Annotated in this window: 18 protein-coding genes; 10 read left to right on the top strand and 8 right to left on the bottom strand. The window is 71.6% G+C overall.

Translation table 11 applies throughout. The features are described 5' to 3' along the window. Positions 1 to 21: 21 nt before the first annotated feature. From WME96_RS40145 to WME96_RS40120, 6 genes are all read left to right on the top strand, one after another. Positions 22 to 1,923 (top strand): alpha-amylase family glycosyl hydrolase, encoded by a 1,902-nt coding sequence (locus WME96_RS40145; protein ID WP_437286842.1) that lies wholly within the window; start codon positions 22 to 24, stop codon positions 1,921 to 1,923. Between the two features lie 36 nt (positions 1,924 to 1,959). Next, the gene (locus WME96_RS40140; RefSeq protein WP_437286841.1) at positions 1,960 to 3,039 is read left to right on the top strand and encodes an ABC transporter ATP-binding protein; all 1,080 of its coding nucleotides are present in this window, start codon (positions 1,960 to 1,962) and stop codon (positions 3,037 to 3,039) included. Between the two features lie 8 nt (positions 3,040 to 3,047). After that, on the top strand, positions 3,048 to 5,348 hold the full coding sequence (locus tag WME96_RS40135) for an extracellular solute-binding protein (RefSeq protein ID WP_437286840.1): 2,301 nt from the start codon (positions 3,048 to 3,050) through the stop codon (positions 5,346 to 5,348). Then, positions 5,345 to 6,205: a sugar ABC transporter permease gene (locus tag WME96_RS40130; protein ID WP_437286839.1), complete on the top strand. Its 861-nt coding sequence runs from the start codon at positions 5,345 to 5,347 to the stop codon at positions 6,203 to 6,205. Before WME96_RS40135 ends, WME96_RS40130 begins: the two co-directional genes overlap by 4 nt. A 246-nt stretch (positions 6,206 to 6,451) precedes the next feature. Beyond that, on the top strand, positions 6,452 to 9,391 hold the full coding sequence (locus WME96_RS40125; protein ID WP_437286838.1) for a response regulator: 2,940 nt from the start codon (positions 6,452 to 6,454) through the stop codon (positions 9,389 to 9,391). Continuing rightward, complete coding sequence (locus WME96_RS40120; RefSeq protein WP_437286837.1) at positions 9,385 to 10,308, top strand: response regulator; 924 nt, start codon at positions 9,385 to 9,387, stop codon at positions 10,306 to 10,308. Before WME96_RS40125 ends, WME96_RS40120 begins: the two co-directional genes overlap by 7 nt. A 126-nt stretch (positions 10,309 to 10,434) precedes the next feature. Here WME96_RS40120 and WME96_RS40115 read toward each other — a convergent pair whose 3' ends face one another. Then, a complete protein-coding gene (locus WME96_RS40115; RefSeq protein ID WP_437286836.1) occupies positions 10,435 to 12,261 on the bottom strand; it encodes a glycoside hydrolase family 43 protein in 1,827 nt (608 codons plus the stop codon). Positions 12,262 to 12,851: 590 nt separating this feature from the next. Then, entirely contained in the window at positions 12,852 to 13,769 is a 918-nt protein-coding gene (locus WME96_RS40110) for a LysR family transcriptional regulator (protein WP_437286835.1), read from the bottom strand. 68 nt (positions 13,770 to 13,837) lie between these two features. On the opposite strand from WME96_RS40110, the gene WME96_RS40105 reads away from it, so the two are divergent. After that, the gene (locus WME96_RS40105; RefSeq protein WP_437286834.1) at positions 13,838 to 14,434 is read left to right on the top strand and encodes an NAD(P)H-dependent oxidoreductase; all 597 of its coding nucleotides are present in this window, start codon (positions 13,838 to 13,840) and stop codon (positions 14,432 to 14,434) included. On the opposite strand, the gene WME96_RS40100 is transcribed toward WME96_RS40105, so the two are convergent. After that, the gene (locus tag WME96_RS40100; protein ID WP_437286833.1) at positions 14,435 to 15,175 is read right to left on the bottom strand and encodes a 3-oxoacyl-ACP reductase family protein; all 741 of its coding nucleotides are present in this window, start codon (positions 15,173 to 15,175) and stop codon (positions 14,435 to 14,437) included. Positions 15,176 to 15,253: 78 nt separating this feature from the next. On the opposite strand from WME96_RS40100, the gene WME96_RS40095 reads away from it, so the two are divergent. Then, positions 15,254 to 15,892, top strand: a complete 639-nt coding sequence (locus WME96_RS40095; RefSeq protein ID WP_437286832.1) for a TetR/AcrR family transcriptional regulator — start codon at positions 15,254 to 15,256, stop codon at positions 15,890 to 15,892. Positions 15,893 to 15,928: 36 nt separating this feature from the next. On the opposite strand, the gene WME96_RS40090 is transcribed toward WME96_RS40095, so the two are convergent. Together WME96_RS40090 and WME96_RS40085 are read right to left on the bottom strand one after the other, a co-directional pair. Next, positions 15,929 to 16,675 (bottom strand): class I SAM-dependent methyltransferase, encoded by a 747-nt coding sequence (locus WME96_RS40090; RefSeq protein ID WP_437286831.1) that lies wholly within the window; start codon positions 16,673 to 16,675, stop codon positions 15,929 to 15,931. A gap of 139 nt (positions 16,676 to 16,814) precedes the next feature. Beyond that, a complete protein-coding gene (locus tag WME96_RS40085) occupies positions 16,815 to 17,999 on the bottom strand; it encodes a serine hydrolase domain-containing protein (protein ID WP_437286830.1) in 1,185 nt (394 codons plus the stop codon). Between the two features lie 188 nt (positions 18,000 to 18,187). Between WME96_RS40085 and WME96_RS40080 the strand changes: the two genes are divergently transcribed. Together WME96_RS40080 and WME96_RS40075 are read left to right on the top strand one after the other, a co-directional pair. Continuing rightward, entirely contained in the window at positions 18,188 to 18,661 is a 474-nt protein-coding gene (locus WME96_RS40080; RefSeq protein ID WP_437286829.1) for a MarR family winged helix-turn-helix transcriptional regulator, read from the top strand. A gap of 26 nt (positions 18,662 to 18,687) precedes the next feature. Beyond that, positions 18,688 to 19,185, top strand: a complete 498-nt coding sequence (locus WME96_RS40075; protein WP_437286828.1) for a DUF3291 domain-containing protein — start codon at positions 18,688 to 18,690, stop codon at positions 19,183 to 19,185. A gap of 48 nt (positions 19,186 to 19,233) precedes the next feature. Here WME96_RS40075 and WME96_RS40070 read toward each other — a convergent pair whose 3' ends face one another. The 3 genes from WME96_RS40070 to WME96_RS40060 form a co-directional block, all read right to left on the bottom strand. Continuing rightward, on the bottom strand, positions 19,234 to 19,854 hold the full coding sequence (locus WME96_RS40070) for a DUF1349 domain-containing protein (protein ID WP_437286827.1): 621 nt from the start codon (positions 19,852 to 19,854) through the stop codon (positions 19,234 to 19,236). 91 nt (positions 19,855 to 19,945) lie between these two features. Then, positions 19,946 to 21,241 carry a c-type cytochrome gene (locus tag WME96_RS40065; RefSeq protein WP_437286826.1) on the bottom strand — a complete coding sequence of 432 codons (1,296 nt, stop codon included), beginning with the start codon at positions 21,239 to 21,241 and terminating at the stop codon, positions 19,946 to 19,948. Between the two features lie 5 nt (positions 21,242 to 21,246). Then, complete coding sequence (locus WME96_RS40060; RefSeq protein WP_437286825.1) at positions 21,247 to 21,831, bottom strand: hypothetical protein; 585 nt, start codon at positions 21,829 to 21,831, stop codon at positions 21,247 to 21,249. Positions 21,832 to 21,981 lie beyond the last annotated feature (150 nt).

Raw genomic sequence — 21,981 nt, 5'->3', positions numbered from 1 at the left:
CCCTGGCGAACGGCGCGCACGATGGCCTCGGCGGCCGCCGCCCTCGCGCTCTCCGCGGCGGGGTGCATGTCGTTCGACGACGTCGTCGCGCAGCAGGTCGCGCTCAAGGCGCACGTGAGCGACTGGCGGGAGGAGATCATCTATCAGGTGCTGATAGACCGCTTCGCCGACGGCGACCCGGGCAACAACACGCGGGTGTCCTCGGCGCTCGGCCGCTGGCACGGCGGCGACTGGAAGGGGCTCGAGGACCGGCTGCCCTACCTCGAGGAGCTCGGCGTCACCGCGCTCTGGATCTCGCCGATCGTCAAGAACGTCGACACCGACGCCGGCTTCGACGGATACCATGGCTACTGGACGCAGGACTTCACCGCGCTGAACCCCCATTTCGGCGATCTCGCGTCGCTGCGCCGGCTCGTCGCGTCGGCCCACGAACGCGGGATGAAGGTCATCCTCGACGTGGTGACGAACCACGTCGGCCAGCTCTTCTATTACGACATCAACCAGAACGGGCAGCCCGACGAGTCGGTGTACGGCAGCGGCAGGACCGGGCAATCGCCGCTCGAGCGCATGAGCGAGTACGACCCGGATTTCGACCCCCGCGGCGTCCAGGCGCGGACCTCGCTCGGCGAGTCGGGCCCGGCGCCGATCGTCTTCCGCTACGACCCCGCGACCAACCACCTCCCGCCGCTCCCCGAGCTCTTCCAGGATCCCGAGGTCTACAACCGCAAGGGGCGCATCTTCAATTTCGACGACGTCGACCAGCTCGTGCACGGCGATTTCCCGGGCGGCCTCAAGGACATCGACACCTCCCGCTGCGACGTGAAGCGGACCCTGGTCGATGTGTTCGTGCGCTGGGTCGAGCTCACCGACGTCGACGGGTTCCGCATCGACACGCTGAAGCACGTCGAGCACGAGTTCTGGCGCTATTTCACGCAGAACGTCCGGCTGCGGCTCAAGGCGCGGGGCAAGACCAATTTCTTCATGTTCGGTGAGGCCTTCGACGGCAGGGACGACCTCATCGGCAGCTTCACGAAGCACGAGGTCCCGGCCCACCCGCACGACGAGGCGCTCGGCGGCGATCTCGATCGCGAGAACGGCAGCGAGGCGGAGGGTGGCTGTCCGGGCGACGCGCCGATCACGGGCGACATGGTCGACGGCGTCTTCTACTTCTCCCAGTACTATCAGGCCTTCCGCGACGTCTTCCGCGACGCGCTCGGCACCCGGCGGATCGAGGATCTCTGGGCCGCGCGAAAGACCCACTACGGCACCGAGCCGAACGCGAACGGCACGGGCCTGCCGCCGACGAAGACGCTGGTCAACTTCATCGACAACCACGATGTCCCGCGCTTCCTCTACGAAGGCGCGGGCGTCTCGCCCTTCAAGGCCGACCCCGAGACGGCGCTGAAGAACGCGCTCCTGTTCCTCTTCACGGAGGACGGCATCCCTTGCCTCTATTACGGCACGGAGCAGGGCTTCAGCGGCGGCAACGACCCGGCCAACCGCGAGCCGCTCTGGATGAGCGGCTATGACACCGAGCACCCGCTGTTCCAGTGGGTCAAGCGGCTCACGGCGCTGCGCAGGGGCTACCGGGCGCTCACGGTCGGCGAGCAGACGGTGCGCTGGTCGACGGACCGGACGGGCGGCTCGGACGAGGACGCCGGCATCTTCGCGTTCGAGCGCGGCGAGGCGGGCGGCGATTACGCGCTCGTCGTCCTCAACACCCACCCGAAGAAGCACAGCGCCACGAGCTTCGGCGGGGAGGCGATGACGACGGAGCTCGAGCCGGGGACGGTGCTCGTCGACGTGCTCTCGCCCGAGCAGAAGAAATACTCCGTGGGCGCGAGCGGCGCCGTCGTGGTCAAGCTGCCTCCGGTGAGCGGCGCGCTGCTCATCCCCGAAGATCAGGTCGTCCAGGGTCTTTGACCCGCTTCAGCACTCCTGCCCCCGAGAGTCTCCAACATGGCTTCTGTCAAAGTGCGCGGACTCAACAAACGATTCGGCCAGACCCACGTGCTGCGCGGCGTCTCCGTCGACGTGCCCGACGGCTCGTTCGCCGTCCTCGTCGGCCCGAGCGGCTGCGGCAAGTCGACGCTGCTCCGGCTGCTCGCTGGCCTCGAGGAGGCCGACGACGGCACGATCGCGCTCGGCGACCGCGACGTCACCCGGCTGGAGCCGCGCGATCGCGACATCGCCATGGTGTTCCAGTCGTACGCCCTCTACCCGCACCTCACGGTGCGCGACAACCTCGCCTTCGGCCTGAAGCTCCGGAAGACGCCGCCGGCCGAGATCGAGGCGCGCGTGAAGGAGGCGTCGGAGATGCTCGGCCTCGGCCCCCTCCTCGACCGGTACCCCCGGGCGCTCTCCGGCGGCCAGCGGCAGCGCGTCGCGATGGGCCGGGCGATCGTGAGGCGGGCGCAGCTCTTCCTCTTCGACGAGCCGCTCTCGAACCTCGACGCCGCCCTGCGCGCGCAGGTGCGGGTCGACATCCGCAAGCTGCACGACCGGCTCGGCGCGACCAGCGTCTACGTCACCCACGATCAGGTCGAGGCGATGACGCTCGCCGACGAGATCTTCGTGCTCAACAAGGGCGTCGTCGAGCAGTCCGGGCCGCCGCTCGAGGTGTTCGCCCGGCCGCGCACCCAGTTCGTGGCGAGCTTCCTCGGCAGCCCGGCCATGAACTTCTTCGAGGCGCGGATGGAGAGCCGGGAGGGCCGGTGGTTCGCGTCCCAGGGCGATCTCGCGATCGAGATCGACGCCGCCGAGTTCCCGGGCGCGCTCTCGTCCGGGCGGCGGGTGACGGTCGGCGTGCGCCCGCACGAGGTCGACCTCGCCTCGGGCGACGAGGGCGCGCGGTTCCAGGTCACGATCGTCGAGGCGCTCGGGGCCGAGTCGTACGCCCACGGCACCGTCGGGGGGGCGCCGTTCGTCGCGCGCCTCGACCCGGCGGCGCCCGTCGCGAAGGGGGACACCGTGAAGATCGCGCTTCAGAAGGTGCACCTGTTCGACGCCGACACGGGGCTGAGCCTCCGGGAAGCGTGAGGCGCACCATGCCAGGCCGCCGCCGCACCCCGCCCGCGCCCGCCCTCACGGCCGCCGCGCTCGCCGCGCTGCTGCTCCTCTTGCCGGCGCTCGCGGCCGCGGCGCCGATCCGGCTATGGCATGCCTACCGCGACGACGAGGCCAGGGCGCTCGGCGCCATCGTCGCGGCCTTCAAGGGCGAGGAGGTCGAGCTCCTCGCCCTCCCGTTCGACGCCTACGCCTCGAAGCTCCAGGCGGCCGTCCCGATGGGCGAGGGGCCCGACCTGTTCATCGACGCCCACGAGCGGCTCGGCGACTACCGCGCGCGCAAGCTCGTCGCGCCGGTGGGCGACGCGCTCGAGCCGGGCGGCGAGGCGGTGTTCCAGGGGCCGGCGCTCGCGGCGGTGCGGCAGGAAGGCGAGATCTTCGGCCTGCCGATCAGCCAGAAGTGCATGGCGCTCTACATGAACACCGCGCTCGTCCGCGAGGCGCCGGCGTACCTCGAGGACATCGCGGCGCTCGCCGGTACCCTGCCGCAGGGCGTGTACCCGCTCGCGTACGAGGCGTCGAACGCCTACGCGCACATGCCGATCCTCGCCGCGTTCGGCGGCACGATGCTGGACGAGCACGACCAGTTCGGCTTCGTCGGCCCCGGGCCGGAGCGGTCGCTCGAGCTCGTCCGCTCGCTGATCGCGCGGCGGGTCGTCCCGGAGGACGCGAACGGCGCGCTCGTGACCGACCTCTACAACACGAACCGCGCGGCGTTCGCGATCAGCGGGCCGTGGTTCGTGGGCGGCCTCAAGGACGAGGCCAAGCGGCGCTCGCGCGTCGTGCCGCTCCCGAAGGTGCGCGAGACCGGCCAGCCGATGCGGCCGTTCATGACCGTCGAGGCGGTGATGCTCTCGCCCCAGGGCGCGCAGCGCGCCGAGGCGCGGGCGCTCGCGCGTCACATCGCCGGCGCCGCGGCCGCGGCCACGCGCCTGGAGGTGGCGCGCACGCCGCCGGTCCGCACCGACGTGGCGGTCCCGGCCGACGACGCCTTCATCGCGGCGTTCGCCGAGCAGGCCAAGGTGGCGATCCCGATGCCGACCTCGCCGGCGATGCGCTCGACGTGGGAGCCGGCGGCGCGCGCGATCCGCAAGGTGCTGCGGGGCGACGCGCCCCCCGAGGTCGCGCTCTCCGAGGCGAAGCGCCGCTTCGACGACGTGCGCCGGCCGCTCCCGCCGCGCGCCTCGCCGGCGCCGCTGCTCCTCGTGCTCGGCGCGCTCGCGCTCGTCCTCGTGCTCCGGTGGGTCGTCGCCGCGAAGCGCGCGGTCTCCAGCCCGACGCGTCCGGCGCGTCCGACGCTCCAGCGCTCGATTCAACGCTCGCTCCAGGCCTACAAGTACGTCGCGCACGCCGTCGTCGCGATCGGCGTGCTCGTCATGGTCCCGCTCGTCATCGGCGCGGCCACGTCGCTCTTCGCCGGCAGCGGCGAGAGCCTCCGGTACGTCGGCCTCGCCAACTTCATCAGCATCCTCACGGCGCGCGGCGGGCCGCTCTTCGCGAGCGGCTCGTTCTACCTCGTGCTCGCGGTCACCGTGCTCTGGACGGCGGTGAACCTCTTCTTCCACGTCCTGCTCGGCGTCTCGCTGGCGCTGCTCCTGCACCGCCCGACGCTGCGCCTCCGCGCGCTCTACCGGGTGCTGCTCATCGTGCCGTGGGCGGTGCCGAGCTACGTCACCGCGCTGTCCTGGAAGGGCATGTTCCACCGGCAGTTCGGGGCGGTGACCGGCCTCATCGAGGCGGTGAACTCCGCGTTCGGCACGAGCATCGAGCCCATCGCCTGGTTCTCGAGCTTCACGACCGCGTTCACGGCCAACGTGACGACGAACGTCTGGCTCGGCTTCCCGTTCATGATGGTGGTCACGCTCGGCGCGCTCACCGCCGTGCCCGAGGACGTGCTCGAGGCGGCCGAGGTCGACGGCGCCACGCGGTGGCAGCGTCTCTGGAATATCACGCTGCCGCTGATCCGGCCGGTGCTCGCGCCGGCGGTGACGCTGGGCGCGATCTGGACGTTCAACATGTTCAACGTGGTGTTCCTTGTCTCGGGCGGCGATCCGGACGGCACCACGGACATCCTCGTGTCCGAGGCGTACCGGTGGGCGTTCACGCGAGAGGCCCAGTACGGCTACGCCGCGGCGTACTCGGTGCTCATCTTCCTGCTGCTCACGTTCGCGACGCGCGACTGGCGCTGGCGCAGGCGGACGCCCGGCTCCTACATCCCGCAGGGCGGCGGGGCCGCCGACGGGTCGGCGCCCGCCCCGGTGGCGGCGACGGAGGCCGTATGACGCGCAAGCCCTCTCCGGTCGAGTCGATCGCGGTGCACGTCGCGCTGCTCGCGGCGGTCGCCTTCGCGCTGTACCCGGTGCTCTGGGTCATCTCGATCGCCTTCTCGGGGTCGCGCCCGCCGGTGCCGGAGGTCCTGCCGATCCCGAACCAGCCGACGCTCCAGCACCTCGAGGCGGTGGTCACCACGTCGCAGAAGGTCGGCGGCGAGGAGATCTGGCTCTTCCCCCGCCAGCTCGCGAACTCGATCGTCGTGGCGCTCGCGACCGCGGCCGTCGGCGTGACCATCGCGGTCCCGGCGGCGTACGCGCTCGCGCGCTTCCAGTTCATCGGAAAGGACCGCGGCGTGCGCGCGCTGCTCGCGACGCAGATGTTCCCCACGGTGGCGAGCGCGATCCCGCTCTACCTCCTGCTCGACGCGCTCGGCCTGCTCAACTCGCGGACGGGGCTCGTGCTCTGCTACGCGTCGACGGCGGTGCCGTTCTCGATCTTCCAGCTCCGGGCGGCGTTCGAGGCGATCCCGGTCGACCTGGAGGAGGCGGCGATGGTCGACGGGGCGACGCGCTTCCAGGCCTTCCTGCGGGTCGTGCTCCCGGCGGCGCGGCCGGCGATCGCGGTGACGGCGCTGTTCGCGATCATGACGGCGTACAACGAGTTCATCCTCGCGGCGACGCTGCTCGGCAAGGAGGAGATGTTCACGCTGCCGGTGGTGCTGCAGCGGTACATCGGCGAGTACGACGCGCAGTGGGAGCGGTTCGCGGCAGGGGCGCTGCTCGTCTCGCTGCCGGTCATGGGCGCGTTCTACCTGGTGCAGCGGCACCTCGTGGCGGGGCTGACCACGGGCGGGGTGAAGGGGTAACACGACGCAGGACCCACGCAGGACCCACGCGGAGCGCACGAGGAGCGCATCGAGATCACACGGCGAACGCACAGTGAACGCGCGGTGAGCGGTCGTGGACCGCGCGATGAGCGCTCGGGGAACGCGCGGCGCCCTCGGCTCGCTCCCGCCGCCCCCTCCCGGCGTCGCCCCCGCGCGGCCGGACCGCCGCATCCCACCCTCGCGGCCATGGACGCCCGATCGCGACCCCGCTATCTCCATGGAGCCATGCCGAAGGCCGAGGCTCCCCCGCCAGCCGCCGCGCCGGGGACCAGCAGCGCGGAGCCGCGCCCCTCGTTGGGGGGTGACGCCCGCCCCTCGTTCGCCGGCGAGCCCCGCCCCTCGCTCGCCGGCGACGCCCGCTCCTCTCTCGGCGGCGAGCCCCGCCCCTCGCTCGGCGGCGAGCCCCGCCTCTCGTTCGTCGGCGACGGCGACGCCCGCGGCACCTTCCTGCCGGCCCCGTCCGCGCCTCAGCCGCGCCTCAGCCGCCCTTCCTGGGAGAAGCGGTGGCTGCCGCTGCTCGGCCCCCTGCTCGCGCTGATCGTCATCGGCGCGGTCACCTCGCTCGAGGCCGCGTTCGACTGGACCGTCCCGAACCCGCCCGCGATCCTGTCGATGATCATCGTCTTCGCGGCGTTCAGCGGCGGCCTCTGGAGCGGCATCGTCACGTCGCTCATCTCGTGCGTCTACTTCGCGATCTACTTCTCCGAGGACGGCGCGCCGTTCCACTACTCCGGGGAGAACCTGCTGCGGGTCATCGTCTTCGCCGTCACCACGCCGGCCATGGCGGTGATGGCGAGCATCGCCAAGCGGCGCGCCGACGCCATGGGCGAGGCCTCGCTCGAGAACGAGCGCGAGCACTCGGCGAGCCTGCGCGCCCTGCTCATGCAGCGCCAGGCGGTCGAGGCCGAGCTCCAGCAGGCCAAGGAGGCCGCCGAGGCGGCCAGCCGCGCCAAGAGCGAGTTCCTCGCCAGCGTGAGCCACGAGATCCGCACCCCGATGAACGGCATCATCGGCATGACGTCGCTCGCGCTCCAGACCGAGCTCACCCAGGAGCAGCGCGAGTACCTCGAGATGGTCAAGATCTCGGCCGACGCGCTGCTCGCCATCATCAACGACGTCCTCGATTTCTCGAAGATCGAGGCGGGCAAGCTCGAGATCGAGCCCGTCGTCTTCGACCCGAGCGAGATCCTCGGCGACGCCGTGAAGACGCTCGCGCTCCGCGCCCACGAGAAGCGCCTCGAGCTCGCCTACGACGTCGGCCCCGAGGTGCCCGAGGCGCTCGTCGGCGACCCGCTCCGCCTGCGCCAGGTCCTCGTGAACCTCGTGAGCAACGCGGTGAAGTTCACCGACGCCGGCGAGATACTCGTCCGCGCCGGGGTCGACGCGCGCGCGCCCGTCGCGCCCGAGGAGGCCGCCGCGGACCGCCCGAGCTCGGCCGACCTCTACTCGGGCGAGGCGCTCGGCGACGTCGTGGTGCTCCACGTGCGCGTCATCGACACGGGCATCGGCATCGCCCCCGACAAGCAGCGGCTCGTCTTCGACGCGTTCGCGCAGGCGGACGGGTCGACCACCCGCAAGTACGGCGGCACCGGGCTCGGGCTGACGATCTGCGCCCGCCTCGTCGAGATGATGGGCGGCAAGATCTGGATCGAGAGCGAGGTCGGCAAGGGCAGCACCTTCCACTTCACGCTCCAGCTCCGGGCGCTCGAGGGCGCCGCCCGGTCGCGCCGGCCGCAGCTCCCGAAGGACCTCCTGGGCACGCGGGTCCTCATCGCCGACGACAACGCGACGACGCGGCGCATCCTCACCGAGACGATCGAGGGCTGGGGGATGAAGGCGGTCCCCGTCGACTCCGGGGCGGCGGCGATCGCGGCGCTCTCGGAGGACTCGGGGGTGTGGGCGCTGCCCTGGGGCAAGCCGGGGGGCAACGCGGTCGGGCCGAGCAGCTCGTTCGGCCTCGCGATCGTCGACGCCCGCATGCCGAAGGTCGACGGCTTCGCCGTGGTCGAGCACTGCCGCCGCCGCGAGATCCTGAAGGGCCGCACCGTCATGATGCTGAGCTCGACGAGCGCGCAGGCGGACGCCGCGCGCTGCCGCGACCTCGGCGTCTTCGCGATGCTCACGAAGCCCGTGAAGCCGTCGCACCTTCAGGAGGCCGTGTTCCACGCCTTCGGCGTCCCGACGCGGAGCGCGCTCCGGTCGGCCGACGTGCGCCGCGCCGCGCCCGGGCCGCGCGTCCGCGGCCTGCGCGTGCTGGTCGCCGAGGACAACGCGATCAACCAGAAGCTGATGCGCCGCTGGCTGGAGCGGCAGGACCACCACGTGCACATCGTCGAGAACGGCCGGCTCGCCGTCGAGAAGATCGCCAGCGGGCAGTACGACGTGGCGCTGCTCGACGTGGAGATGCCCGAGATGGACGGCCTCCAGGCGGCGCGCGCCGTCCGCGCCCGCGAGCGGCGCGAGGGCGGGCACATGCCGCTCATCGTCGTGACCGCCTACGCGATGAAGGGCGACCGCGAGCGCTGCCTCCGGGCGGGCTTCGACGGCTACGTGTCGAAGCCGGTGCAGGTGGAGGAGCTCTACGACATGATCGACCGGCTCGCCGCCGGCCCCTCGTCCCTGGAGATCGAGGACCCGGCGAGCCTGTCGCTCGGCGCGCCGAGCTCGTACACGTCGGTGCCGTCGTCGTCGTTCGAGAGCGGGCCGCCGAGCACCCGCTCGGAGCGGCTGACCGGCTCGCCGTCGTCGATCGCGGCGCGGCCGATGTTCGACCGCACCAAGGCGCTGGAGCGGACGGGCGGCGACGCCGACCTCCTGCGCGAGCTCGCCGAGGTCTTCCTCGAGGAGTGCCCCCGCTGGATGGCCGACATCGACGAGGCGGTGACGGCCGGCGACGCGCGCAAGCTCCAGCGGGCCGCGCACAGCCTGAAGGGCGGGGTCGACAGCTTCGGCGCGCGGGGCGCGTTCGAGGCCGCGTTCGCGCTGGAGAAGATGGCGCGCGCGAACGAGCTCGGCAGCCTCGCGGAGGCGCAGTTCGCGCTCCGCGCGCAGATCGATCGCCTGATCCCCGAGCTCGCCGCGTTCATGCGAGAGGGCTCGCCGGCGGACCCTGCGCCCCCGGTGCAGGGCGAACCACGCTCTGATAACGAGGTGACGCGATGGTGAGGGTGCTCGTGGTGGACGACTCCCCGATGGATCGGCGCCTCTCCGGCAGCTTGCTCAAGAAGCGCGCCGGCATGGAGCCGATGTACGCCGAGAACGGCGTCGAGGCGCTGCAGACGATCGCGCGGGCGATGCCGGAGATCGTGCTGACCGATCTCCAGATGCCGGAGATGGACGGCCTGGAGCTGGTCGAGGCGATCCGCCGCGATCACCCGTACTTGCCCGTGATCCTGATGACGGCGCACGGCAGCGAGGACATCGCGGTGCAGGCGCTCCGGCGGGGCGCGGCGAGCTACGTCGCGAAGCGGAACCTCGCGGCGGAGCTCGTGAGCACGGTCGAGAACGTCCTCGCCGTCGCGCGGCTCGATCGTCGCGAGCAGCAGCTGCTCTCGTGCCTGACGGCGACCGAGTCCCATTTCGAGCTCGACAACGACGTGGCGAAGGTGCCCGCGCTGGTGGGCCACATCGAGCAGAGCCTGGGCCGGATGCGGCTGTGCGACGAGACGGGCCGGATCCAGGTGGCGGTGGCGTTGCGCGAGGCGCTGGTGAACGCGATCGTGCATGGCAACCTCGAGGTCTGCTCGACGCTGCTCGACGAGGATACGGGCGCGTTCCAGGCGCTGGTCGAGCGTCGCCGGCGGGAGAGCCCGTACCGGGACCGGCGCGTGTACGTGACCGCGCGGGAGACGCGGACCGAGGCGACCTACGTCGTGCGCGACGAGGGCCCCGGCTTCGACCCGCGCGACCTGCCGGACCCGACCGACCTCGCCAACCTGGAGAAGCCGAGCGGCCGCGGTCTCATGCTGATCCGCACCTTCATGGACGAGGTGCGGCACAACGAGAAGGGCAACGAGATCTGCATGGTGATGCGGTGTCGCTCGCCGGACGCGGACGGCGAGCAGGGCGGGTACGACGGCTGACGGGGTATCGAGCCGCGCGGCGTGCCCTTCAAGGACGTCGCCCCTCCGGGCATCGACGAGCGGGGAGGGGCGAGAAGGGCACCACGGGCGCGCGAAGCGCCGAAGCGCAGACGAGCGGCTCGCGGGCTACGGCTTGGTCACCTCGAAGGAAGCGACGTTCACCGAGCCGCCCAGGGACTGCGTGGCGTAGTTGAAGATGCCGAACCGATAGCCAAGGAAGTACTGCCAGTCCTTGTTCATGTTGAGCGTGTTGCCCAGGCTGGTGAACCGGGTGCCGTCGGTGCTGTAGGAGAAGCGCGCTTGCGCGCCGCCGGCATCGGTGCGGACGTTGGCTTCCACGCGCAGCCAGATCTTGTTGCCGGACACGTCGGCGCCGGCCACCTCGGTGCCCTTGCCCGTCGTGGTCCAGGAGGTGTTCATGTTGACCCCGTTGGTCATCACGACGCGCGTCGCCCCGTTGGCCTTCTTGACCCCGATCCACGCCGACGCGTCGCGCAGGGCGGCGAGGCCGGCGACATCGCCGTTCTGCATCTTGCTGTAGTCGAGCTCGATCGTCGCGATCGAGACGGGCCCCTCGATACGACGGGTCAGCGTGTTTCGGGCAGCATAAAGATCGTCGGTCACCGTCGCCGTTTGCAGGGTCAGTCCAGCCCCGGAGGACCATTTGGTGTTGTCGGGGTTGTGGTTCCACTCCCACTCATGGCTCAGGGTCTCTTTCGCGAAGGTCTCTCTGCTCGCGGGCGGCTTCACCCGGTTCGATCCGCACGGCAGGTCCGGGAAGGGGTACGTACCTCCCCATTTGCCGTCCACCAGGGTGACCGAGGGCCAGCCGTCGGACCACGTCACCGGGGCCATGACCGGCATGCGGCCGGCCGGGAACGCGTCATTGAACGCGATGTAGTACCAGTCGCCGTTCTGCGTCTGGACGATGCCGCCTTGGTGGGGGCTCCCGCCGGAGCCCGCGGCGCCGGCGTAGGGCAGCTTGACCGCGAAGGGCCGCAGCTCGTAGGGACCGAAGGGGCCGTTCGTCGATCGCAGCACGTACTCGCCGTTCGCGTATTGTGTGGTGAGGATGTAGTAGTTCCCCTCGATCTTGTAGAAGCGAGAGCCCTCCAGCGGCCCGGAGATGTTGCCCGGCGTCTGGAACACGGCCTGATTCTTGACCTGGCTGAAGCCGTCTGCGCTGAGCTGAGCCACGCTGATCGTGCCGTTGCCGTACGCCACGTACATGGTGTCGTCGTCGTCGACCAACAGACCCATGTCGTAATAGCAGCCGCCTCTGTGCTTCTCCCACGGACCTTCGGGGGACTTGGCAGTGAAGACCCAGCCGCCGCCGACGTTGTGCATGCAGCCCATCCAGTAGAAGGTCTCGTTGCTCTTTCGATACTGGAGCGTGGAGGCCCAGATGCCGTTGACATAGGATCTGCCCCCGCTCAGGTCGTACTTCGCGTCGAAGTCCAGCCGGGGGACGGAGTGTGATAGATATTCCCAGTGGACCAGATCGTAGGAGCGGAGCACCGGCGCTCCAGGCGAATGGTGGAACGAGGACGCGGTATAGTAGTAGGTGTCGTCGACGCGAATGACCTCTGTATCGGGGAGGTCTGCCCAGATGAGAGGATTGGAGTAGGTCTCGGGGCAGACAGCAGGGGGGCCACCACCCGAGCCGCCGTCACCGCCGCCGGTGCCAGGGTCACCGCCGCCTCCGGACGTCGCCGATCCTCCGCTGGCGCTCGTCGAGCCGCCGCTCGTCACTTGCCCATCGCTCCCGCCCGATCCGCTGCTGGTCGAGCCGCTCGTTCCAGGGCCGGTCGTCGTGCTCGTGGCATCGCCGTCGTCGACCGGCGACTCCCCGCTGCAACTTGAGAGGAGCGCGAGGAGGACGGCTGCAGACGCCGCACCGACGGTACATTGGGTGCGAGAGCGGGTGTTGGTGCATCGGGAAGCGAAGTGCATGGTGATCTCCTGATGAGAGGTGTCAGCGAGAGCGCTCAGCACGCGGCTCGCAGAGAAATGGTCGCGTCAAGGCGAGCTACTTCCTGGTCGGGGCGACCTGCCCGGCGCCTCCCCGAGGCTGCCCGAGGGGCATGATTCCTGAGGCATTCCCTCAAATTTCTTCGGAAATTGAACAGGGAGGCGGGGAGACGGGGAGGGAAAGCTTCGAAATACTCCCTGTCTCCCCGCCTCCCTGTTCAATTTCCCCGCTGAAAAGGGCTACAGAACGAGCATTCCTCGGGCTTGATTCACCTCCGCCTGCGTCGCCCGGCCTCGTGTGGTTCGAGGGGTCAGGAGCATATTGTGAACGTTCACACGGCGGCGTCAATCAAAATGACCGGCGCGCGGCGCTCCTCGACCTGCGCCGGGGGTGCCACGGCGGTCGGTCGCCGCGCCCGTGTGAGCCGCCGCACGAGCTCCGCCTGGCGCACTGGCGGTCGAGCTTGCCAGCGCCTGAGCCGCGCTGCCGCCCTTGGGAACGACATGGCGACCCCGGGGCATGCACGAGGTGATCAAGCGGCGAAGGCGGGGATGAAGGAAAATGTGAGCGTTCACATAGTGCGCCGCGCGTCGTGTAGAAACTGGAGCTGCTCCTCGAGGGCGCTCCACACGGCGGCGATGCGCGGCACGTGGCGCAGGCTGCGGGGCGTGACGAGCCAGAGCTCGAGCACGGGACCTGCGGGTAGCCCCAGATCGAGCTCCACCAGGTCGGCGTCCAGATCGAGTGTGCTGCACGGCAAGACGGCGGCGCCGAGGCCCGCGCGCACGGCCTCGATCTGGGCGATGTAGCTGCTCACGACGACCTTGGGAGCCTTCTTCACGTGGCGCCTCTGGTAGTCCTCCTCGACGGTGGGGATGCGGCCCAGATCGACGCCGATCCAGTCGAGCTCGTCGCGGCTCTTCTTCGAGAGCTTGCGGTGGGCGACAGGCACCGTGGGCAGGGTGACGATGCGCGCGGCCACCAGATCACCGCTCCTCGGCCGGAAGAAGCGCACGGCGATCTCGGCCTCACGGTGGCCCAGATCCGCCGCTTCGTAGCTGGTCAGCAGGTGGACCGACACGCGCGGGTGTCTCTCGGCCAGCACCGGGAGCACGCGCGGAATCACGCCGTGCACGGCGATCGACTCGGTGAGCGCGAGGCGAACCAGGCCCTCGACCTCCCTCTCGTGGCCACTCGCCTCGCGCACGAGCTGGTCGGCGCCGGCCTCCATCGCCTCGACATGGCGGCGGAGCCGCTCGCCGAGCGGCGTGAGCATGGAGCCTCCCGGTCGCCGATCGAACACGGCCCCCCGGAGCGCCCGTTCGAAGGCGGCCATGCGCCGGCTCACCGTCGATTGCTCGACGCCGAGCTTGCGGGCGGCGGCCGAGAAGCTGCCGGTGCGCGCCACCTCCAGGAAGAGGCGGAGATCGGCCCAGTCCACGTCGGCGGGGGGCGCGCCGGCGCGCGGGGAGGCGGGAGAGCGAGCCATGCACCCACGCATGGCACGCCTGCTCGGATCGGTCTACCCGGATGCTGCTGCATGGCCAAGATCGACGCATGCACCTCATCATTCAAGGTCACCCGGCTCCCGACAGCCTGAGCGACTCGCTCGCTCGGGCCTACGCCATCGGCCTCGAGAGAGGCGGAGCGCGCGTCGAGCACCTGGCCCTGCGCTCGCTCTCCTTCGATCCGCACCTGCGCGCCGGCTTCAGCGGTCGACAGGAGCTCGAGCCGGATCTCCTCCAGGCCCGCACCGCCATCGAGCGTTCGAGCCACGTCGCCTGGTTCTTTCCCACCTGGTGGGCGGGGCCGCCCGCGCTCATCAAGGGCTTCATCGACCGCACCTTCTTGCCCGGCTGGTCGTTCGCCTATCGAAAGCGGAGCCCGCTGCCCGAGGGGTTGCTCGCCGGTCGCAGCGCGCGCGTCGTGACGACGATGGATAGCCCGAGCTGGTGGTACCGCTTCTGGCACCGGCGCTCCGTTCATGCGTCCTTCGTCAACGCGACGTTGCGCTTCGTCGGCTTCGGGCCCGTCCGCGAGACCACCTATTTCAACCAGAACACCCGGACCCCCGTGCAGCGAGAGACCTGGCTCCGGGAGATGGAGCGCATCGGCGAGCGGGATGCGCGGCGGTTTCGCGCCGGATCCGTCTGATCAGGCGGTGAAGCCGCCGTCGATATTCAGGTTGGCGCCCGTCACGAAGGCGCCGTCGGGGCCGGCCAGGTACGCCACCATGCCGGCGATCTCGTCGCCTTGCCCGTAGCGCTGCACGGGGATCTGGTGCTTGAACTGGGCGGCGAGCGGGCCGTCGGCCGGGTTCATGTCGGTGTCCACGGGGCCGGGCTGGACGTTGTTGACCGTGATGCCGCGCGCGCCGAGATCCCGGGCCCAGCCGCGGGTCAGGCCGGCGACCGCTGCCTTGGTCGCGCCATAGACGGCCATCCCGGGGATGAGCGCGCCGTCGCCGCTGATGCTCCCGATGTTGATGATGCGCCCGCCCTCGCCCATGTGGCGGACAGCCTCCTGCGCCGCGACGAAGAGGCCCCTGACGTTCACCGCCATGAGCCGATCGAACTCCTCCAGCGAGAACTGATCGAGCGGCGCCATGGCGGCGACACCCGCGTTGTTCACCAGCACGTCGATCCGCCCGAAGGTCTTCACGGTGTAGGCGACGGCGCTCCTCACCGCGTCGGCGTCCGCGCTGTCCGCCCGGACGGCGATCGCCCTGCCGCCCGCCGCCTCGATGCCGTGCACCACCTCGGCTGCCTTGGCCGGCGACGCGGCATAGGTGATGGCCACGGCGGCGCCCTCGTGCGCCAGGCGCCTTGCGATCGCCGCCCCGATACCCCGCGAACCCCCGGTAACCAGCGCAACCTTGCCCTTCAGCGTGCTCATCGACAGGTCTCCTTTTTTCTGGAACGATCGTTCCTGAAAAGGAAACTACGTAGGCTTGGGTTGTCCGTCAAGCGATTTATGGAACGATCGTTAGGAAAAAAGGCGGCGGGGCAGGTCCAGCGAGGGCGAGGGCGGCCGCGCAGCTTCGATCAGGAGGCGGCGCTGGAGCGGGCGATGGTCCTGTTCTGGGAGCGGGGGTACGAGACGACGTCGCTCGACGAGCTGAGCGCGGCGATGGGCATCAGCCCGTCGAGCCTGTACGCGACGTTCGGGGGCAAGGAGCAGCTCTTCCGGGCGGCGGTCGATCGGTACCTCGCCCGGGGGGGCGGGAACCTGGGCTGCATCCTCGCCAAGGAGCCGACGGCCCGGGGCGCGGTGCGGCGGCTGCTCGAGACGGCGGCCGACGAGCTCACGCGAACCGATCATCCGTCCGGCTGCATGATCGCGCTGGCCGGGACCCAGTGCTCCCCCGGCGCCCGGCCCGTACAGGACCTGATGCGGGGGTACCGCGAGGCCTGGCACACCTCGCTTCAGGCGCGGATCCAGCGGGGCATCGAGGACGGCGAGCTCGCGTCCGACACGGACGCCGCGGCGCTGGCCACGTTCTACTCGACCCTCTTGCTGGGGATGTCGGTCCAGGCGCGGGACGGCGCGTCACGGGAGAGCCTCCGCGCGGCCGTGGAGGCCGCGATGCGGGCATGGCCCGGGCCCGGCTGATCCCCTACGAGCGGCGCGCTCTGCCCAGGTCGTGCGTCATCCGAGCTCGGCGACCAGCACGCGATGACCCAGGTCGAGCGACTCCCGCCGTCGCAGCTCCCCGTGCTTGCGGTCCCACGCCCCCGACGCGAGGTCCGCCCTCAAGCGCGCGAGCCCTTCCGCGATGTCGCCCTCCTCCGCGAGCGCAAAGTTCGAGATGTTCCGCCGGACCTCGCCGTCCAGGTACATCTCCGGCCGCCCCCAGTACGCAACGAACAGACCGTCGGCGCAATCGCGGGGCAGCTCGAAGGGCAGCGCCTTCACGGACGGGAGCTCTTCTCGGATCGCCTCGATGACGGCGGAGTACTTTCGTGACGGGTCGAGCGAGGGCAGGTAGTTCTCGGTTAGCCAGAAAGGTCGACCGCTCGGCGGGTCGCGCATGAAGATGACGATCCGCTTGCGTGCGACCCTGCGGAGCTCGCGCAGGCCCGCCCGCAGGTCGGTCCAGTGATGTAGCGTGTTGACGGCTAGGGCGGCGTCGTAGCTCCGGTCGGGGAGGGGGAGGTCCTCTGCCCTGGCCTGGAGGGCTGGCGCCGAGCCGAGGGGCCTTTGCCCGATCATGGTCTCCGATGGTTCGACCGCGAGCACCTCTCGGTCGGTCGGCTCATACGCGCCGGCGCCCGCGCCGACGTTGATCACCGAGCGCGCATCGCCAAGGGCGCCTCGGATCAGCGCCGCGATGCGCGGATCCGTCCTCCGCGTGGCGGAGTAGCATGTGCCGATGCGATCGTAGAGCGTGCTCATGTCCTTCGGCTCTCTCGCTGCGTTGTATCACGCTCGCCCGACGACGCTGATCCGCAGCGTCCTTGTTCTCGCCCAGGTGTCCTCTGCGGCTCCCCCGCTCATGAATCCAGAGACGAGGTAGAGCGACGCGCGCTCGGACTCAGAGGCAGGCGTACACCGCGTCGAGCAGCGCCGGCCACCGCGGGTCACCTCCCTCGCCGCTCGCGAGGGTCTGGTTCGGCGTGTAGCCGAACCCGAGCCCCGCGTCGGGGTCGGCGAAGCCGAGCGTGCCGCCCGCGCCGGGGTGGCCGAAGGTCCGCGGACCCCGGCCGAACGGCCGCAGGGCGCTCGGGAGCATGAAGCCGAGCGAGAACCGGCTCTCCGCGAGCAGGACGGCGTCGAGGCCGCGCGACCGCTCGGCCAGCGCGGCCTCGATGGCCTGCGGCGAGAGCACGCGCGCGCCGCCGTCCGAAAGGGCCCCGCCGTTCGCGAGCGCGCCGTACATGCGCGCGAGGGCGCGCGCGTTCGCGTGGCCGTTCAGCGCGGGGATCTCCGCGCGCCGGGCGCGGGCGGTGTTCACGAAGCCCGGCGCCACGAGGTCGCGGGGCCTGGTGAAGGCCAGCGACGTGAGCGACGTCGGGTCGCGGAGGCTCGCGGCGAACGCGCCGCCGGGGCCGCCGGCGCCGGGGCCCGCGACCATCGCGATCATCGGCGGCACCTCGGCGATCCGCCCGTCGTGCTCGGCTCCGACGCCGATGTGGAGGTCGAGGCCGAGCGGCCCCGCGACGGCCTCCCGGAGGAACGCGCCCACGCGCCGGCCGCGGGCGCGCCGGATCACCTCGCCCACGAGGAAGCCGAACGTGACGGCGTGGTAGCCGTGCCGGGCGCCCGGCTCCCAGAACGGCTCCTCCGCGGCGAGGGCGGAGGTCATGGCCTGCCAGTCGTAGAGCGCGCCCTCCGGCGGCTCGGCGCGGAGCGCCGGCAGGCCGGCGCTGTGGTCGAGGAGCTGGGCCACGCGGACGTGCCCCTTGCCGGCCGCGGCGAACTCCGGCCAGAACGCGGCGACGGGCGCGTCGAGGTCGAGCGCGCCCCGCTCGGCGAGCGCGTGGGCGCACAGCGCGACAGCGCCCTTGGTCGCCGAGAAGACGTTCACGATCGTGTCGCCGCCCCACGGCGCCGTCCTCGCCGCGTCCCGGAACCCGGCCCAGAGGTCGACGACAACGCGGCCGCGCACCACGACGCACACGGCGGCCCCGAGCTCGGGGAACCGCTCGAAATTCGAGGCGAACGCCGCGCGCACGGGCGCGAACGCGGGGTCGCAGGAGCCATGGAGCGCGAGGTGCATCGCTCGTCCCTCATCCCTTCCTCGGAGCCGCGCGGATCGGGGCGCACACGGGCGATCTGCCCGGTGCTCGGTCCCGGCCCTGGATAAGCGCAACCTATGTTGCACAACCTTGGTTGATGGATAGGGCAGCCGACCCGATCTGTCAACTTCGGTTGCGCAACTTCGGTTGCGCGATGCAGGCTCCGGCCGTGAAGCCCGCGCGCCCGGATCAGGACCTCGTGCTGCTCTTCGCCGCCATCGCGGCCGCGACGAGCGACGAGGTGATGCGCCGCGTGGAGGAGGCCGGTCACGGCGATCTCCGGCCGAGCCACGGCTACGTGTTCCAGCACCTCATCCCCGGCCCGGTGAAGGTGCGGGAGCTCGCCGAGCGGCTCGGCATCACGGCGCAGGGGGCGTCCAAGGCGGTGACGGAGCTGGAGGAGCTCGGCTACGTGCGCCGGCGCGTCGCCGATGACGATCAGCGCAACCGCCTGGTCGAGCTCACCGAGCGCGGGTGGGCCGCGGTCGAGGCGGGGCGGGCCGCGCGCGCCGCCGTGAACCGGCGGCTGCGCGCGCTGCTCGGGGAGGAGCAGGCGTCCGCGCTGCTCGCGTCGCTCCAGCGCGTCGCGGAGCGCACGGGAGGGCTCGCGCTCCTGTCCTCGCGGAGGCTCCGTCAGCCGTAGGCGCGCAGCGGTGGTATCCTCTCCGGATGCCGACTCACCACCTCGCCCAGGTCAACATCGCCTTGCCGATCGAGCCGCTCGACTCGGCGCGGCTGGCCGACTTCGTGTCCGCGCTCGACCCGGTGAACGCGCTGGCCGAGGCCGCGCCGGGCTTCGTGTGGCGGCTGAAGACCGACGACGGCGACGCCACCGGGGTGCGCGCGTTCGGCGACGACCGGCTCATCGTGAACATGTCGGTGTGGGAGTCGCCAGAGGCCCTGTCCGACTTCGTCTTCCGCAACCCCGACCACGCCGCCGCGATGCGCCGCCGCCGGGAGTGGTTCGTGCCGATGAAAGAGGCTGTCACCGTGCTGTGGTGGATCCCGGCCGGGCACATCCCGACCGTGGCCGAGGCCGAGGAGCGGCTCGAGGAGCTCCGCCGCCACGGGCCGACGCCCCGCGCGTTCACCTTCCGCCACCAGTTTCCCGCGCCCGACGCAGAGGCCGCCCCCGCGGGCGAGGCGCCGCGCTGCCCGGCCGGCTGAGCGCTCAGCGCGGGGCGACGAGGGCGGCGGCGCCCGCGGCGCGGCGCTTCAGGCCGCGCGCCCCGGCGCGATCCGGAGCAGCTCGAACTCCGCCACGAAGCCCTCGCCCATCGGGCTGCACGCGTAGAGGCCGCACTCCACCTCGCGCGCCCCGTCGTCCTCGTGCAGGTGCGCGATGCGGAGCTGCGTCCACGCCGCGCCGTCGTCCGAGCCATCGACGATGTAGTCCGGGCCCTCCCGCCGGATGCGCAGCCAGATCTCGCGGCGATCCGAGGGGAACGGCTGGGTCGACCAGTCGCTGTAGCCCGCGTTCGTCACCACCGCGCCCAGCCGGCTCGGGCCGTTCGGCTCGAACTCCACGGACGTCTTCAGCCAGCACGACGCCGAGAGCCTCACCATGAGCCCGGCCTGGTCGTACTGGTGCGCGGGCCGGAACCGCACATGGGTTGTCATCACGAAATCGCCGCCGGCGCGCGTGAACAGGAAAGGGCCGTTGTCGTTCTGGAAGCCGTAGTGCGTCCGCTGCCAGTAATCCGTCTTCGCGGCGGGCTCGACCACGAGCACGCTCCGCTCCGGCGCCACGACCCAGCGCGCCGGCGGGTGGCGCCACTCGAGCCGCGGATCGACACCGACCTTGGCAAAATCCTCTTCCAGGAGCATCCCTGTCATGACAACCGGCCTCCCCACATCGCGGGTGGTGCGATCCGCGGCGCGCGGACGCGGCCGGAGCCTACCACGGGCGCCCTCGTCGCCCGCCGCGCTATTGCGGGCGCCCCTGCGCGATCCAGCTCTCGACGAGCTGGATCTCCTCCGCGCCGAGCGCCGGCAGCCCGAGCGGCATCCCGCGCACCGCCGGATCGGCCCGCCCCGCCTCCTCCGCTTGCCGCGACAGCAGCGCGGCCAGAAGGCGCGGCACGCCGCCCGGACCGCGCGCGAACACGCTCCGCCGCTCGCCGTGATCATCGACGTACCCCGCGGCGATCCCCTCGTACGTCGCGAGGTTCAGCCCGCGCGCCTTGAAGCCGAACCCGCCCGTGTTCCCGGGCCCGCCGTCGCCGAGCGCGTAGTCGGGCTCGGAATGGCAGTGCCGGCAGGTGACGCGAAACACCCTGCGATCCACCTCCTCGTAAGTCACCCGCCGCGACAGGACAGGCAGCCTCTCCGGCGCGCTCGCCGGCGCCCGCGGCGCGAGCGGCGTGGTCATGACGAACGCCGCGATGTCGCGCGCCTCGTCGGGCGACATCGGAACCTGCGGCATCGGCGTCCCCGGCTTGATCGCCCCCGGATCGAGCACCCACGCCACGAGGTCCGCCGGCTCGATCCGCTCGCGCGCGATCCGCAGATCCGGCGCGAGCGCGACTGCCGCGCGCGTCTCCTTCTCCATCGCCTTGACCGGCGCGACCGCCGTCACGCCGGTCACCCCCGTGAAGGCGTGGCACGTCCCGCACCCCTTGGCCTCGTAGAGCTCGCGCCCCCGGGCCGCGCTCGCGCCCTCCAGCGACGCCGTCGGACGCTCGCGCCGCTCGCGGCGATCGCGGGTGAGGTACGCCGCGATGTCGCTCGCCTGCTCCGGGCCGAGCGCGAGCCGCGGCATCGTCGCGTGCAGGCGCGGGCGAAGGTCATGCGGCTCCAGCAGGAACCCGCGGATCCAGTCGCGCCGCAGCCTGTCGCCGGCCGCCGCCAGCGACGGGACGTCGCGCAGCGACACCAGGTTCTCGTTCCACCGCTTCATCGCCGCGGCCGGCGCCTGGAACCGCCCGGCCGCGATGTCCTGGTGGCACTGCACGCAATGCGCGTCGCGCGGCGCGGGCGCGTGCCCGGTCCCGTCGTGGCAGCGGTTGCACTGGTACTCGGCGACGAGCCGCTCCCCGCGCTCCGGATCGCCGGCCGGCGCCGCGGCGATCGCGGCCGGCGCTGCGGCGAGCGCAACCGCCGCGCCGCCGTCCTCCGCGGGCGGCGTCGCGGCGGGGCCGGTCCCCCGCGGGTCCTCCGAGGTGCACGCGGCGGCGCCCGAGGCGAGCGCCACCAGCGCGGCGAGCAGCGGGCGGGCGCGCATCGGCGTCAGCTCTGCGAGCGCGCGTCGATCGCGCGGCTGCTCCTACAGAGGGCCGTGTTCTTCGCCATCGCCTCGCACCGGCTGGCGGCGGCGTCGTGCCCCGCGCCGTCCCCCGAGAGCGCGCGCAGCTGCGCGAGCGTCGCGTACCCCTCCGGGCTCGCGAGCAGGTCCTTCTCCGCCAGGTCGCCCAGCAGCTTGAGCGCCTCGCCGCGGTGCTCCGGCGCCCTGGCGAGCGCCTCGCCGAGGTCGGTCTGGAGCGCAGGGTCGTTCTTGCGCTGCTCGTTCAGCCGGCGCAGCGCGCGGATCGACCAGTCGACGTTCGCCTTGCGGTCCTCGGCGGACGCCCCGCCCCACGTCTCGAGCAGCTCGCGCGGCAGCTCCGGGGCGACCTGGAGCGCCCCGCCCGCGCGCGCGGTGGCCACGGCGAGGACACGGAAAGCCCGGTTGAGCAGCGGATCCTTGTCGTGAGAGAGCCGCCGGATCTCGGGGAACATCCGGATCACGCTCCCCGCGGCCGCGGTGATCCGGCCGTCGCGCAGCGCCTGCTCGGCCTGCGCGACGCCCATCACGCGGTGATCGATGGCGGGCATGATCTCCACACCACCGCAGGCCGACGCGTCCCCGGAAGGGACCAGGGCAGTCGCGATGAGTGCACCACAAAGCATGAGTCGAACGGCAGGACCCGTCATGAAAGACCTCCTGGGGCAGGCTGAGCCGGCGCGCCCCGTCGTTCATCGGGC

Origin of the sequence: Sorangium sp. So ce406 (assembly GCF_051474675.1) — a bacterium.
Classification (GTDB): Bacteria; Myxococcota_A; Polyangia; order Polyangiales; family Polyangiaceae; genus Sorangium; species Sorangium cellulosum_G.
Note: the sequence above shows the minus strand (reverse complement) of the source record. Positions and strands in the feature narration are given on the sequence as shown.